Origin of the sequence: Burkholderia sp. Ac-20392 (assembly GCF_017104585.1) — a bacterium.
Classification (GTDB): domain Bacteria; phylum Pseudomonadota; class Gammaproteobacteria; order Burkholderiales; family Burkholderiaceae; genus Burkholderia; species Burkholderia lata.
Map to the genome: position 1 here is coordinate 11,955 of NZ_JAAGPB010000064.1, position 15,492 is coordinate 27,446.

Here is a 15,492-nt window from a genome sequence, read left to right on the forward strand (position 1 = left end):
CCGGCGGTTCAACCTCGACGTTGCAAACGCGTGCGCCGGCCGGGCGCAACCGGCCGGCGCACGTGGGCCAACGTCAGATCGCCGTCATCGTCGGCGCCACGGCAGCCGGGTCGGTAAGGCTGGCCTTGCCGGTTTCGACGTGCCCCGCGATACGGCGCGTCCATCCGGCGTTCCCCGCCACCGCGAACTGCAGGTCGTACCAGTGGCTGTTGCACGACAGATCCCAGTGCGCTTCGACGCGCTGCCCCGCCGGAACCGTCAGCGTGCGCGGTGCGCCGCCGTACGCGACATCGGTCGCCGTGACCGTGAGCGGGCCGGTGCCCGCGTTGGCGATCGTCACGTACACGTCGCCGTTGGCGGTGTCGTAGCACGGCGTGATTTCAGGCTTCGCGCCGGCATCGGCCGCGGCCGATCCCGCGAAGCGCCGGAAATAGCCGTTCGGCCCCCACACGCTCACCAGGTAGTTGCCGTTCGCGTCGAGCGCCCACGTATCGGTCAGTTGCTTGCCCGCTTCGACCGTATAGCGGCGCGGCATCGCGGTCGCGTCACCCGTATAGGCCCAGAAGTGCGCGCCCTGCGTGCCGGTATTCGCGAACGTCAGCGCGTAGCCCTGCGCCTGGAGCTGGCCCGTCACGTGCAGTTCGTACGGCAGCGCGCGCGCCGGCCGCGTGCCGGCCTCCTGCGCCGTCACGACCTGCTGCGCGGTGCTGGCCGGCGCGGTCTGCGACGACGCGCGCGAGCACTGCAGGTCCGCCTGCGCGACGTATGCCTGCGTGCTCGGCAGGGTCGGCAGCGTGGCATCCGATTTCGAGAAGTCGAGCGCCGACGTCAAATCGCCGCAGATCGCGCGGCGCCACGGCGAGATGTTCGTTTCCATCACGCCGAAGCGCTTCTCGATGAATTGCAGCACCGACGTGTGATCGAAGACCTGCGAGCAGACGAAGCCGCCCTTCGACCACGGCGAAACCACGAACATCGGCACGCGCGGCCCGAGGCCGTACGGCAGGTTGTCGGCCGTGTACGTGCCCGTCTGCGTCGACGTCACGACGTTGTGCCGCTCGAGCGACACATCCACGGTGCTCATGCCGGAACCCGGCAGCGTCGGCGCCGACGGCGGCACGACGTGATCGAAGAAGCCGTCGTTCTCGTCGTACATGATCAGCAGGACGGTCTTGCTCCAGACCTCCGGATTCGACGTCAGCGCATCGAGAATCGTCGACAGGTAGTACGCGCCGTACAGCGGCGTGAACTTCGGATGCTCCGAATACGCGGCGGGCGGCAGCAGCCACGACACCTGCGGCAGCGCGTTCGCCTGCACGTCGGCCTTCAGCTGCGTGATCGGGCGCGTGCTCATCCCGCGCGTCTGCAGCGACGAGCCGGCCGGCGCATTCACGAAGTTGTTGAAGCACGCGAGCATGTTCGTGCCGTAGTTGCCGGTGAAGTTGTCGAACCCGGTGCCCTGCTGGTAGATCTGCCACGAGATGCCCGCTTTCTCGAGGCGCTCCGGATACGTCGTCCAGCTGAAGGGCGGCAACTGGATCTTGTCGAACTGGTTGTCGATGTAGTCGGTGTTGTCGAGCAGCGGGCCGCCGCCCGTGCCGAGCGGGTCGACCATGCCCGTCATCAGGTACATGCGGTTCGGGTGCGTGTTGCCCGGAATCGAGCAGAAGTAGTTGTCGCACACGGTGAACGCATCCGCGAGCGCGTAATGGAACGGGATGTCGTCGCGGACGTGGTAGCCCATCGTCATGTTCGACTTCTGCACCGCCCATTGATCCGCGCGACCGTTGTCGATCGCGCCGTGCGTCGTCGCCCACGTATGCGGCAGGCCGCCGATGCACTGCGCGTTGACGCCCGGGTTGGTCGTGTCGTAGCGGAACGGCGCGATCACGCTCGTCTTGTCCTCCTGCCGCGGCTGGAACCACACCGGCTTGCCGTTCGGCAGCGTGACCGGGAAGCGGTCGTTGTAGCCGCGCACGCCGCTCAGGTGACCGAGGTAGTGGTCGAACGAGCGGTTTTCCTGCATGAACACGACGATGTGCTGGACATCCTGGATCGTGCCCGTCACGGAATTCGGCTCGATCGCCAGCGCCTTGCGGATCGATTCGGGCAGCAGTGCGGTGGCGGCGGTCGCGCCGGCGAGGCCGGCGGAGAACTTCAGAAAATCGCGTCGCGAATGGGTGGCCATGCTGGTTGCTCTTGATTGGATTTCTGGTGGAAACGGCCGGGATCAGGAAGCGGGCGAGGAAGCAGGTGCGGTGAATCCGGGCGGACAGTGCATCTGCGCGGTGGCGACCACGCCGCCGCCGCAGGCGGCCTTCTGCTGCGCGACGGGTGCGGCGGGTGCGGTCAGGTCGTCGTTGCAGGCGCCGAGGAGTGCGGTCAGCGCGATCAGACCAACGACCGCGACGGGCCGTAGGGCCGAGTTTCGCATAACGTCTCTCCGTGAATGTGATGACTTGACACAGGCGCGGGTGCGCACCGGTCATGTCGACGGCGAGATGCTAATTTCAGCGTGTTACACGACAGTGTCGCGCAAGGGGGCGAGCGGCGTGCACGCAGATGGCGGCACGTGTCGGGACGGAAGGGAGAGCGGGAAGCGTAATGCAATCGAAAGATTCGCATTGCTTCGTTTTGCCGAACGATCGAAGCAGGTCCGTTGCAGTACCGGTCGAGCAACGAATCGCGAAGCGTCTCTGACGGGCCGGCAGCCGCAGCGGCCGGCCCGCAACCAGCGAAACAGGCGACGCTCAGCCTTCCGCCATCATCAGCAACTGCGCGCCATCCGACACCTGGTCGCCGACGCCGTACAGCACTTCCGCGACGACGCCCGCGCTCGGCGCGCCGATCGTGTGCTCCATCTTCATCGCTTCCATCACGATCAGCGGCGTGCCGGCTTCGACCTTCTGGCCGGGTTCGACCAGCACCGCGATCACCTTGCCGGGCATCGGCGCGGTCAGGCGGCCACCGCCCTGCTCCGTGTCACCCGCATGCGCGAGCAGGTTGCGCCATTCGAACGTCTCCGCCGTGCCTTGCGTGAACACGTGGAAGTTGTCGCCGTCCGCATACACGCGGCCGCTGCTGCGCACGCCGCCGAGCGTCACGTCGAAATCGAGCGGCGTGGCGCCACGCGTCCATGCGAACGGTTGCGCGGCTGCGCCGCCGGTCGCGAGGCGCGCAACCGCGCCGTCGTCCTCGTATGTGACCGTCACGTCCGCTTCGCGCTCGGCCGCGTGCCATTCGAGCGTGCGGCGATAGCCGCCGTTCAGTCGCCAGTCCGGCAGCACGCCCCACGGCGATGAACCCCGCGCGGCCGCGCCGCGTTCGCGTGCGAACAGCGCCGCGCACGCGAGCGCAAGCATCGCGCGCGGCGGCTCCTGCGGCGCGAACAGCGTGTCGTGGTTACGCTCGATCAGGCCCGTGTCGAGATCGGCCGTCGCGAACGGTTTGCACGCAACGATCCGCTGCAGGAACGCGGCGTTCGTGTGCAGGCCGACCACTTCACAGGCACGCAATGCGCGCAGCATCAGGCTCAGCGCTTCCGCACGGTCCGCGCCATGGACGATCAGCTTCGCGATCATCGGATCGTAGAACGGCGTGATCGCATCGCCTTCGCGCACGCCGCTGTCGACGCGCACCGATGCACCGATCGCGAACTCGACGCCTGCCGGCAGCCGCAGGTGCTTCAGCGTGCCCGTCGACGGCAGGAAGCCGCGCGCCGGGTTCTCCGCATAGAGACGCGCCTCGAGCGCATGGCCCTGCACGTGCAGTTCGTCCTGCTTCAGCGGCAGCGGCTCGCCGGAGGCGACGCGCAGTTGCCATTCGACGAGGTCGAGCCCCGTGACCATCTCGGTGACCGGATGCTCGACCTGCAGGCGCGTGTTCATTTCCATGAAGTAGAACGCGTCGCCCGTCATGATGAATTCGACGGTGCCCGCGCCGACATAGGCAACCGCGCGCGCAGCCGCGACGGCCGCTTCGCCCATCGCGCGGCGCAGATCGTCGGGCAGCCCCGGCGCCGGCGCTTCTTCCAGCACCTTCTGGTGACGGCGCTGCACCGAGCAGTCGCGGTCGAACAGGTACACGGTATTGCCGTGCGTGTCGCCGAACACCTGCACCTCGACGTGACGCGGGCGCTGCAGGTATTTCTCGATCAGCACGCGATCGTTGCCGAAGCTGCTCGCGGCTTCGCGCTGGCACGACGCGAGCGCCGCCGGGAAATCGTCGGAGCGCTCGACCACGCGCATCCCCTTGCCGCCGCCGCCCGCGCTGGCCTTCAGCAGCACCGGATAGCCGATCGCGTCGGCTTCGCGATGCAGGTTGGCCGCGTCCTGGTCGTCGCCGTGATAGCCCGGCACGAGCGGCACGGCGGCCGCGTGCATCAGCGCCTTCGCGGCGGCCTTCGACCCCATCGCCGCGATCGCGTCGACCGGCGGCCCGATGAAGACGATGCCGGCCGCTTCGCACGCATGCGCGAAATCTTCGTTCTCCGACAGAAAGCCGTAGCCGGGGTGGATCGCCTGCGCGCCCGTGGCGCGCGCGGCTTCGATGATGCGCTCGATGCGCAGGTAGCTGTCTGCCGCGGCCGAGCCGCCGATGTGCACGGCCTCGTCGCATGCGGCCACGTGTTTCGCGTTCGCGTCCGCGTCGGAGTAGACGGCGACGCTCGCGATCCCGAGACGTTTGCACGTCGCGGCGACGCGGCACGCGATTTCGCCGCGGTTGGCGATCAGAATCTTGTCGAACATGGCTTCGGTGTCGTCCGGAAAGAAGTAGTCACGCGCGTTGCGCGATCATTCACGCCACGACGGCGTGCGCTTTTCGAGGAAGGACGCGATCCCTTCGCGCGCTTCCGCGCCGGCGCGGGTGCGCGCGATCCAGTCGGCGGTCTGCTCGATCAGCGTCGCATCGAGCGGCCGGCCGGCCACATCGGCGACGAGCCGCTTGCACGCCTTCACCGCGTCGGGGCCGTTCGCGACGAGCGTCGCGACCAGCTTCGCAACCGTTTCGTCGAGCGCTTCGGCCGGCACCGCATCGTGAATGAAGCCGAGCGACGCCGCGCGCGCGCTGTCGAACACCTCGGCCGTCGTGAAGTAGCGGCGCGCCGCGCGCTCGCCCATCGCACGCACCACGTACGGCGCGATCGTCGCGGGGATCAGCCCGAGCCGCGCTTCCGACAGGCAGAACTTCACGCCGTCGGCAGCGATCGCGATGTCGGCCGCCGCCACCAGGCCCACGCCGCCCGCATACGCATCGCCATGCACGCGTGCGATCACCGGCTTGCCGCAGCGATGGATCGCCTCGAGCATCCGCGCGAGCTTGCGCGCATCGGCACGGTTCTCGTCGTCCGAGTAACCGGCCATCTTCTTCATCCAGTTCAGGTCCGCGCCCGCGCAGAATGCCGCGCCTTCCGCGGCGAGCACGATCGCGCGCACGCCTTCGTGCGCGTCGAGCCATTCGAACGCGGTGGTCAGCTCGGCGATCGTCGTCTCGTTGAACGCGTTGCGCACGTCGGGACGCGCGAGCGTGACGGTCGCCACGCGGCCGGCTTCACTTACCTTGATCGTTTCGTATCGCATCGTTCAGCCCTCCCGGCCGTTACATGCGGAACACGCCGAAGCGTGTGTCTTCGATCGGCGCGTTCATCGACGCGGCGAGGCCGAGCCCGAGCACGTCACGCGTTTGCGCGGGGTCGATCACGCCGTCGTCCCACAGCCGCGCGCTCGCGTAATACGGATGGCCCTGGCGCTCGTACTGGTCGCGGATCGGCTGCTTGAACGCATCCTCTTCCTCGGCGGACCACGAACCGCCCTTCGCCTCGATGCCGTCGCGACGCACCGTCGCGAGCACCGATGCGGCCTGCTCGCCGCCCATCACCGAGATGCGCGCGTTCGGCCACATCCACAGGAAGCGCGGGCCGAAGGCACGGCCGCACATCCCGTAGTTGCCGGCGCCGAACGAGCCGCCGATGATCACCGTGAACTTCGGCACCTTCGCGTTCGACACGGCCGTCACCATCTTCGCGCCGTGCCGCGCGATGCCTTCGTTCTCGTACTTGCGCCCGACCATGAAGCCCGTGATGTTCTGCAGGAACACGAGCGGAATCTTGCGCTGGCAGCACAGCTCGATGAAATGCGCGCCCTTCACGGCCGATTCGGAGAACAGGATGCCGTTGTTCGCGACGATCCCGACCGGGTGGCCCCAGATGTGCGCGAAGCCCGTGACGAGCGTCGTGCCGTAGCGCGCCTTGAATTCGTCGAATTCGGAATCGTCGACGATGCGCGCGATCACCTCGCGCACGTCGAACGGCTTGCGCGTATCGACCGGAATCACGCCGTACAGGCTCTTTGCGTCGTAGCGCGGCGGCTTCGGCTCGCGCAGCGCGACCGGCGACGCGATCTTCGGCGCGAGGTGATCGACGATGTTGCGCGCGATCGACAGCGCATGCGCGTCGTTCTGCGCGAGATGATCGGCCACGCCGGACAGGCGCGTATGCACGTCGCCGCCGCCGAGATCCTCGGCGCTCACTTCCTCGCCGGTCGCGGCCTTCACGAGCGGCGGCCCGCCCAGGAAAATCGTGCCCTGCTCCTTCACGATGATCGACTCGTCGCTCATCGCCGGCACGTACGCGCCGCCCGCCGTGCACGAGCCCATCACGACGGCGATCTGCGCAATCCCCGCCGCCGACATCGTCGCCTGATTGAAGAAGATGCGGCCGAAGTGGTCGCGATCGGGAAACACGTCGTCCTGGTTCGGCAGGTTCGCGCCGCCCGAATCGACGAGATACACGCACGGCAGCCGGTTTTCCGCGGCGATTTCCTGCGCGCGCACGTGCTTCTTCACGGTAACCGGGTAGTAGGTGCCGCCCTTGACCGTCGCGTCGTTGCACACGATCACGCATTCGCGGCCGGCGATCCGGCCGATCCCGGTGATGACGCCCGCGCCCGGCGCGTCGTCGTTGTACATGCCGTTCGCCGCGAGCTGCGAGAACTCGAGGAACGGCGCGCCCGGATCGAGCAGTTGCGCGATGCGGTCGCGCGGCAGCAGCTTGCCGCGCGACAGGTGCTTATCGCGCGCGGCCTGGCCGCCGCCTTGCGCGAGCTGTTCGATCTTCGCGCGCAGGTCGGCGACGACCGCCTCGAGCGCGGCGGCATTCGCGCGGAAGTCTTCCGAGCGCGGGTTCAGTTTCGATTCGATGATCGGCATCGACGGGGCTCCGTTCGCGTGACGTGGGGCGTTACATCGTTTCCGCGAACAGCTCGCGGCCGATCAGCATCCGGCGGATCTCGCTCGTGCCGGCGCCGATCTCGTACAGCTTCGCATCGCGCCACAGGCGCCCGACCGGGTATTCGTTGATGTAGCCGTTGCCGCCGAGGATCTGGATCGCCTCGCCGGCCATCCACGTCGCCTTCTCGGCCGTGTAGAGGATCACGCCCGCGCAGTCCTTGCGCACCTGGCGGATGTGGTCGCTGCCGGCCGAGTCGAGATGGCGGCCGACCGCGTACAGGTACGCGCGGCATGCCTGGAACGTGGTGTACATGTCGGCGACCTTGCCCTGGATCAGCTGGAATTCACCGATCGACTGGCCGAACTGCTTGCGGTCGTGGATATACGGCACCACCGCGTCGAGGCACGCGGCCATGATGCCCGTCGGGCCGCCCGACAGCACGGCGCGCTCGTAGTCGAGGCCGCTCATCAGCACCTTCACGCCGCCGTTGAGTTGGCCGAGGATGTTCTCCTCCGGCACTTCGACGTCCTGGAACACCAGCTCGCCCGTGTGCGAGCCGCGCATGCCGAGCTTGTCGAGCTTCTGCGCGACCGAGAAGCCTTTCATCCCCTTCTCGACGATGAATGCGGTGATGCCGCGCGAGTTGGCTTCGACGTCCGTCTTCGCGTAGACGACGAGCGTGTCGCAATCGGGGCCGTTGGTGATCCACATCTTCGTGCCGTTCAGCACGTAGCGATCGCCGCGCTTGTCGGCGCGCAGCTTCATGCTGACGACGTCGGAGCCGGCGTTCGGCTCGCTCATCGCGAGCGCGCCGATGTGTTCGCCCGACACGAGCTTCGGCAGGTATTTCTGCTTCTGCGCTTCGGTGCCGTTGCGGTGAATCTGGTTCACGCACAGGTTCGAGTGCGCGCCGTACGACAGGCCGATCGACGCCGATGCGCGCGAGATCTCTTCCATCGCGACCATGTGCGCGGTGTAGCCCATGTTCGCGCCGCCGTATTCCTCGGCCACCGTCATGCCGAGCACGCCGAGATCGCCGAACTTCTTCCACAGATCCATCGGAAACTGGTCGGTGCGGTCGACCTCGGCCGCGCGCGGCGTGATTTCCTTCGCCGCGAACGTCGCGACGGCGTCGCGCAGCATCTCGATGTCTTCACCGAGCATGAATTGCACACCGGGCAGGTTGATCATGTCTCCTCCGTCTCCAGAAAGTGTGTGGCACTCTCCGATTTCTGAGTTTCGCTCAAATCGAATGAATGCTCAGATTCATTGACCAATACAGCGTAAATTTTGCACAGTTTCGCGCCTCGTCGGGTTCGGCGTCAATAGTTTTTTGAGTGACACTCAGATATCATGGCGAGATGACAGCCGCTACCGCCGACACCATGACCGTCACCGTCAAAGCCGACCGCGCCGACACGTCGCGCGCGCCCGCCGGGCGCAAATCCCAGCAACGCGTACAGGACATTCTGCGCGCCGGCCGGGAAGTGTTCGCCGAAAAAGGTTACGAGCATGCGACGGCCGCCGAGATCGCGCAGCGCGTGGGCGTCTCGGAGGCGACGGTGTTCAGCTATTTCCGCGGCAAGCGCGAGCTGTGCGCACGGGTCATCGCGGATTGGTACGACGAAAACATCGCCGCGTTCGAGGAAGGGATGCCGCAGGACGCATCGGTGCAGCAGCAGTTCGCGTTCATCGTGCGCACCCACCTGCGGCTGATGCTGGTGAACGGCACGGGCCTGTGCGCGCTGGTGCTGTCGGAAGGCCGCGCGAAGCAGCATGCGCTGAGCGACGAACTCACTGCGCTGCAGCGCCGCTACACCGCGCCGCTGATGGACGTGCTCGCGCGCGGCCAGGCGGCCGGGCAGGTTCGCACCGACCTGCCGCTGAGCCTGCTGCGCTCGATGGTGTTCGGGCCGATCGAGCACGTGCTGTGGGATGCGATCCTCGGGCACCGCAAGCTCGATACGGAAGCGACGGCCACCCAGCTCGTCGACATGCTGTGGGCGGCCGTGCAGCCGCCGGCGCCGGAACAGGCGGCGCTCGTGCGCTTCAGGAACGAAGTGGCGGAAGCCGTGCGGCGGCTGGAAGGTGAAAGCACGCGCGGGTGACGCGCGGCGGCCGGATGGCGGTACCGCGGCACGATGGCCGCGGCGCGCCGGTCAGTTGGCGAGGCGGCAGTGTGCGAGTTTCAACCCCGGCAGCACCGGCGCATCGATATAGCCCTCGTTCACGCAACTGAAGCGGAACGCCGCCGACGTGACGAACGGCTTGATCTCGCCGCCGGGGAATTTCGGCTTCAGCGCATCCTGGTCGGCCACGTCGAAATGCGTGTCGAATTGCTCGCCGTCCTTCGTCAACGCGCCGAAATAGGTGCCGCCCGGGTCGCTGCCCATCCGGATCACGGCGCCGACGAACACGAGGCGCTTGCCGTCGTACTTCGTCTTCGCGGCGGCCATGTCCTGCGTATAGGCCTCGATCACGGCGCCGTAATGCGCGTCGATCGCGGGCTCGGTGTCCGACGCGGCGCAGGCGCTCTGGTGAACGCCCGCCAGCATCGTGCACGCCGCAAGCGCGGCCGCCGCGAACGGCGCGGAAATCTTCTTCATGGGTGGTCTCCCGTCTAGCGTGGTGGTTGAAGTGATTGAAGCCCGGCGCTTGCGCCGGACGAATTCGCTTCCGTTGCTTTAATCGTTCGAATGGCGGAACACGGCTGCGATCACTTCATCACCCGCACGGTCGTGCGCGGTGTGCAGCGTCGCGCTGAACGCGACGTGACAGGAAGATGACATGGTGCGGCCCCCGGCTCTCTCATTGAATTTCACTGCGTCTGATTTTGGTCGCTACGGTAGCAGACGACCGACGGCCCGGCAACCGAGGCCCGCGCACCGTCGATCGTCTCATTACAATTGCAAATGATTCTCATTACATATATTATTCGCCCCCTGGTCGCCGCGAAACGCTGCGGCCCGCGACACGATCCTTAGTACTCCGTCCTGCATCGATTCATGCCATCCCGTCGAACGCCCTGCCGCGCCCGGACCCTGCGTCCGTGGCGCACGAGCCTGCCTGCCCTGATCACCCTGTGCGTCGCGAGCGGCACGCATGCGTCCGCCGCCGAACGCGGCAACGCCGAGCCCGCTGCTGCCGCTTCCACACCCGCGCCGCCGACCGCGCGCGAACTCCCGGCCATCAGCGTCAGCGCATCGGCAACCGCCGATCCGACGGTCGGCTATCAACCGCGCACCACGAGCGTCGCGGGCGGCGACAACCGTTCGATCAAGGAGATTCCGCAATCGGTCGCGGTGGTCAGCAGCAGCGTGATGCAGGACCAGCAGGCGCGCTCGCTCGACGACGTGCTCGGCAACATCAGCGGCGTCACCCAGACCAACACGCTCGGCGGCACGCGCGACGCGTTCATCAAGCGCGGCTTCGGGTCGAACAACGACGGCTCCGTGCTCGTCGACGGCGTGCGCACGCCGGTACTGCACAGCTATCTCGCGACGATCGACCGCGTCGAAGTGCTGAAGGGCCCGGCGTCGCTGCTCTACGGGATGCAGGATCCCGGCGGCGTGATCAACCTCGTCACGCGCAAGCCGGAAGACACGTTCGGCGGCTCGATTTCCGCGTCGCGCACGAGCCACGGCGGCAGCAGCGCGACGTTCGACCTCACGGGCCCGCTCGGCAAGCCGGGCCAGGTCGCGGGCGGCACGCTCGCGTTCCGGCTGACCGGGCAATACGACACGAGCCGCTACTGGCGCAGCTTCGGCCGCCAGCGCGACGCGCTGATCGCGCCCGCGCTGTCGTGGCACGACGCGAACACGTCGATCGACGTCAGCTACCAGTACGTCGACTACACGACGCCGTTCGATCGCGGCACCGTGCTCGTGAACGGCCAGCTCGACGATGCGCTGCGCTATCGCCGCTATGAAGAAGCATGGTCGCAGAGCAACGGCATCCAGGAAACGCTGCGCGCACGCATCGAGCATCGCTTCTCCGATGCGTGGCGCGTGCGTGCGACCTACGGCTGGGGCCGCGATCGCTACGACCAAACCATCACCCGCGCCACCGCGTTCAACAGCACGACCGGCGCACTGACGCGCTCGTCCGATGCGAACCTCGGGCGCAACGATTCCGACCAGATCGCGACGCTCGGCCTGCTCGGCAACGTGACGCTCGCCGGGATGAACCACGCGATCTATATCGGCGGCGAATACGAGCGGCAGCGCAGCTTCCGCGGCGACACGATCCGCGGCAAGGCGACCAAGGGCTTCAATCTTTACGATCCCGTGTACGACCTGCTCGCGCCGGGCGGCACGCCCAACCCGAAGCAGAGCGATTCGCGCTCGGTGGTGCATGCGTATTCGACGATCGTGCAGGACTCGGTGAAGCTCACCGACCGGCTCACGGCGGTAGGCGGATTGCGCTGGGAAAACTGGCAGCAGGAATCGGGGATGGGGCGGCCGTTCGCGTTCGCCGACCGCTCGCGCGGCACCGTGTGGCTGCCGCAGTTCGGGCTCGCATATGCGCTCACGCCGGCGCTGACTGCCTATGCGAACGTGAGCCGCTCGTTCAAGCCGAACGTCGCCACGAACGTGGCCGCGCCGCTCGCGCCCGAATACGGCCGCGTGCTCGAGGCCGGGCTGAAGTTCAGCCTGAAGCCGGCGATCACCGGCACGCTCGCGGTCTACCAGATCGACAAGCGCAACGTCGCGGTCACGGTGGGCGATCTGACGTCGACGATCGGCACCGCGCGCTCGCGCGGGATCGAGCTCGACGTCGCGGGGCAGATCACGCGCCATCTGAGCGTGATCGGCAGCTACGCCTATACGAACGCGAACGATCGCGACAGCAACACACCGCTCGTCAACGTCGCGCGCCACACAGGCAGCCTGTTCGCGGTGTACGACACGGCGATCGCGAACCTGCCTGGCCGCTGGCGCTTTGGCGGCGGCGCACGTCTTGTCGGTGCACGCCCGGGGGACACCGCGAACAGCTTCACGCTGCCCGGTTATGTGACCGTCGACGCGTTCGCGGCCTACGAAACGACGATCGGCAAGTTCCCGACGCGCTTCCAGCTCAACGTGAAGAACCTGCTCGACAAGACCTACTACCCGTCGAGCAACAACAACCTGATCGTCGCGGTTGGCGAGCCGCGGCTCGTCACGCTGACGACGACGGTGTCGTTCTGATGGCCTGATGGCCTGATGCGTACGTGGGCTGGCCGGCAAGCGGCGGCCCACGCGCAAACCTGCATCAGCGGCCGCCTTCCACGCGCAGCCGCTCCCCTCCTTGGCGCAGCATCCCGGCTACTTCACGGTTGATCGATTGCGGCAAGCCCGCGCACGTTGCGTCGAACAGCAACGCTGCGACGAAACATCGCTCGACCATCCGGCGCAACAAGAACGACGGCGAGACGCCTCGTTGCTCGCCACCAACACCCGCACAGGATTCTGCTTGACCGGCGTCCCGCACAACGCCCGACGCCGCCCGCCACACGCCTCCCCGGCACCCGCCTCGCTGCCCGCAAAAATGCATTCGAGCGATGCAATTCCGCCCGCTCCCGAACCGCATCGCACGCCGTATGATCGCCGCGGCCTTTTCTCAGGGCTGCTCGATGCGCGCCGTCATCTCCGCGCGCTCACGCGCTCCGCCTCAACCACCCAGCGAACATGTCCAACTTCTCACTCATCCTCGTCGTCTCCCTGTTGAGCGCCTTTGGCCTGATCGCGTCCGACATCTACCTGCCCGCGATGCCGTCGATGGCTCACGAGTTTTCGATCGGCGCATGGCAGATGCCGCAGACGGTATCGGCGTACCTGATCGCGCTCGCCTGCGCGCAACTGTTCTACGGCCCCCTGTCCGATCGATGGGGACGCAAACCCGTGCTGACGGTCGGCATCCTCGTGTACATCGCCGGCTCGATCGGCTGTGCCAGCGCCAGCGGCTTCACAAGCTTTCTCGGCTGGCGCGTGCTCGAAGCGCTCGGCGCGGCGTCCGGCCTCGTCATCGGTCGCGCGATCATCGCCGACACCTGCGACAAGAACGCATCGGCGAAGGTCTACAGCATCGTGTATCCGCTCGTGTCGCTGTCTCCGGCGATCGCCCCCGCAATCGGCGGATATCTGGCGGCGTGGTTCGGATGGCGGAGCGATTTCATTTTCGTCGCCGCATTTGGCGGGCTCGCGCTCGTGCTCGTCCAGCTTCTTCTGAAGGAAACGCGGCCGCCCGTCACGCCGGGGCAACATCGCGCCGTGCCGCTGGCCGGCTTCGCCGACGTGCTCGGGGATCGGGCATTCATCCGGTACACGCTCGTCGTCTGCGCGATCTATTGCGCGTGGTTCGTCTACCTGACGCAATCGCCGTTCATCTTCGCCGGCCTCGGCCTGTCGGAACAGCAAAGCGGCTGGCTTTATCTGCCGCTGACCGCCGGCATCATTTCCGCCAACCTGCTCTCGCGCCGCATGCTCGACCGGATGTCCTACGACGCGATCGTCGCGGCCGGCGTGGGCTGCTTCGTAGCCGGCGGCATCGCATTCGCGCTGTGCGAGTCGGCGCACGTCAAGGGCGTCATCGCGATCGTCTTGCCGATGTTCGTCGTCAGCCTGTCGAACGGATCGTCGCTGTCGCTCGCCGTATCGGGCGCCATCGCAAGCGAACACGGGCGCGCGGCCACGGCATCCGGGCTCGTCGGCTTCTTCCAGATCGGCAGTGCGTCGCTCGCGGCCACCGTGTCCGGCAGCCTGCTCGGCGCCGGCAGCCACGTGCTCGCGACGGCCATGCCGTTCTTCGCGATCGTCGCGGCAGTTGCGATCGTGCCGCGCTGGTATGCCGCGCGACGCACGCTGTCGATGCGCAAGGCCCAGCCCCGTTGAGTCCCCGGCCCCGCACCGGCAAGATCCCGGCCGCTATCGATAGCGGTCGAACGAAGCAGCAATCTCGGCGGTGACGGCCCGAACGCGCGCCGTCCGGTTCAGGTCCGTATGCGACACGAGCCAGACCTGGTACGGCGCGGCTCGCGACTTGTCGGGCCAGATTCGCACAAGCGAATCATCCTCTTGCGCCATATACACCGGCAGTTCCCCGATGCCGATCCCCGACCGGATCGCTGTCGCCAGCATCAGGCTCGAACTCACTTGCGCAGCGATGCGCCCGCGCTCCATCGACTCGCCGCACAGCGTGTCGCCCTGATTGGACGTGATGGAGGGTTGGTAGACGACCAGGTCATGCCCTTCGAACGCGGCCCCGGTCGCGGGATCGCCGTGCGCATCCAGATACTCGCGACTCGCGAACAGCCCGACCTCCCACTCGGCCAGCTTCCGGCGAACCAGATCGGGGTTTTCCGGCATCACGGTTCGAATCGCGAGATCCGCATCGCGCCGGGTCAGGTTGAGCACCTGCACCGACGTCGTCAGAACCACGTGTATCGCGGGGCATTTCCGTCGCAACGACCGTATCGCGGGCACGACGAAATCCATCGCGAGGGAATCGGTCGTCGTCACCCGCACCTCGCCTTCGAGCCGGTCGTCCGAACCGTGGACGCGACGCTCGAAGTCGCTCGCCGCCTGCTCCATCGCTTCCGCGGCCTGCAGCGAATGCTCGCCGACCTGCGTCACGACATAGCCGGACGACGTCTTGAGAAACAGCTTCGCGCCCAGCGCCTTCTCGAGCGCCGTCAGGCGTCGCCCCACGGTGGCCTGATCGACATCGAGCACGGCCGCGGCTTCGCGCAGCGTCCCGGTGCGATGAACTGCCAGAAAAACGCGGGCATCGTCCCAGTTCATGGATAACGTTCTCTCTCGGTAAAGCGTGGGTGCATTCGTTGGGGGGCGATTATACAAGCCGCCGCCTTACTCCCTGCGCCACATAATCAGTCATCCAGATCAATATTCCAATCAACTCGACGACCGAAACCAGAGCCGTCCGCTGAAAGGACCTCAACGCCGCGACGATCCTCAAAAGACCGCTCGCAGTATTCAAACCAATGGTCGTCGCACCGATCGCACCGCCCCCACCCAGCCGTCCAATCATCAGACCCTCGAATATCTCCCATCCGATATCGCGATTTTCCGTATCGAGCGCGCGCCGCTAGACTGGCTACGCATTCGCGACGCCGCATCACTGCACGGCAACGCGACACGCCCCCACAAAAACGATTCCGGGAGATAAAAGCCATGTCCGACCGGCATGCGCGCCGAGGCGCGCTCAAGACACTCGGCCTCGCGGCCGGCACCGCGCTGCTCGCCGCCGCGCGCGCCACTCACGCC

11 protein-coding genes are annotated in these 15,492 nt (G+C 66.9%); 3 read left to right on the plus strand and 8 right to left on the minus strand.

Features of this window, described 5'->3' with window-relative positions; all coding sequences use genetic code 11:
- Nucleotides 1–73 precede the first annotated feature (73 nt).
- The 6 genes from G3N99_RS11270 to G3N99_RS11295 form a co-directional block, all read right to left on the minus strand.
- On the minus strand, nt 74–2,188 hold the full coding sequence (locus tag G3N99_RS11270; protein WP_174944015.1) for a phospholipase C, phosphocholine-specific: 2,115 nt from the start codon (nt 2,186–2,188) through the stop codon (nt 74–76).
- A gap of 42 nt (nt 2,189–2,230) precedes the next feature.
- The gene (locus tag G3N99_RS11275; RefSeq protein WP_174942205.1) at nt 2,231–2,434 is read right to left on the minus strand and encodes a hypothetical protein; all 204 of its coding nucleotides are present in this window, start codon (nt 2,432–2,434) and stop codon (nt 2,231–2,233) included.
- A 316-nt stretch (nt 2,435–2,750) separates the two neighbouring features.
- Complete coding sequence (locus G3N99_RS11280; RefSeq protein WP_174942207.1) at nt 2,751–4,748, minus strand: acetyl/propionyl/methylcrotonyl-CoA carboxylase subunit alpha; 1,998 nt, start codon at nt 4,746–4,748, stop codon at nt 2,751–2,753.
- 45 nt (nt 4,749–4,793) lie between these two features.
- Nucleotides 4,794–5,579 carry an enoyl-CoA hydratase/isomerase family protein gene (locus G3N99_RS11285; RefSeq protein ID WP_206122435.1) on the minus strand — a complete coding sequence of 262 codons (786 nt, stop codon included), beginning with the start codon at nt 5,577–5,579 and terminating at the stop codon, nt 4,794–4,796.
- A 19-nt stretch (nt 5,580–5,598) separates the two neighbouring features.
- Nucleotides 5,599–7,206 (minus strand): carboxyl transferase domain-containing protein, encoded by a 1,608-nt coding sequence (locus tag G3N99_RS11290; RefSeq protein ID WP_043180715.1) that lies wholly within the window; start codon nt 7,204–7,206, stop codon nt 5,599–5,601.
- 31 nt (nt 7,207–7,237) lie between these two features.
- Nucleotides 7,238–8,419 carry an isovaleryl-CoA dehydrogenase gene (locus tag G3N99_RS11295; RefSeq protein ID WP_059238999.1) on the minus strand — a complete coding sequence of 394 codons (1,182 nt, stop codon included), beginning with the start codon at nt 8,417–8,419 and terminating at the stop codon, nt 7,238–7,240.
- A gap of 170 nt (nt 8,420–8,589) precedes the next feature.
- Here G3N99_RS11295 and G3N99_RS11300 point away from each other — a divergent pair, with 170 nt between their 5' ends.
- A complete protein-coding gene (locus G3N99_RS11300; protein WP_206122436.1) occupies nt 8,590–9,336 on the plus strand; it encodes a TetR/AcrR family transcriptional regulator in 747 nt (248 codons plus the stop codon).
- A 51-nt stretch (nt 9,337–9,387) separates the two neighbouring features.
- Here the strand turns inward: G3N99_RS11300 and G3N99_RS11305 are convergent, their stop codons facing one another.
- On the minus strand, nt 9,388–9,834 hold the full coding sequence (locus G3N99_RS11305; protein ID WP_174942213.1) for a hypothetical protein: 447 nt from the start codon (nt 9,832–9,834) through the stop codon (nt 9,388–9,390).
- A gap of 399 nt (nt 9,835–10,233) precedes the next feature.
- Between G3N99_RS11305 and G3N99_RS11310 the strand changes: the two genes are divergently transcribed.
- Complete coding sequence (locus G3N99_RS11310; RefSeq protein WP_206122437.1) at nt 10,234–12,417, plus strand: TonB-dependent siderophore receptor; 2,184 nt, start codon at nt 10,234–10,236, stop codon at nt 12,415–12,417.
- A gap of 480 nt (nt 12,418–12,897) precedes the next feature.
- Nucleotides 12,898–14,100 carry a multidrug effflux MFS transporter gene (locus G3N99_RS11315; RefSeq protein ID WP_206122438.1) on the plus strand — a complete coding sequence of 401 codons (1,203 nt, stop codon included), beginning with the start codon at nt 12,898–12,900 and terminating at the stop codon, nt 14,098–14,100.
- A 33-nt stretch (nt 14,101–14,133) separates the two neighbouring features.
- Here the strand turns inward: G3N99_RS11315 and G3N99_RS11320 are convergent, their stop codons facing one another.
- Nucleotides 14,134–15,009: a LysR family transcriptional regulator gene (locus G3N99_RS11320; RefSeq protein WP_174988110.1), complete on the minus strand. Its 876-nt coding sequence runs from the start codon at nt 15,007–15,009 to the stop codon at nt 14,134–14,136.
- Nucleotides 15,010–15,492: the final 483 nt, after the last annotated feature.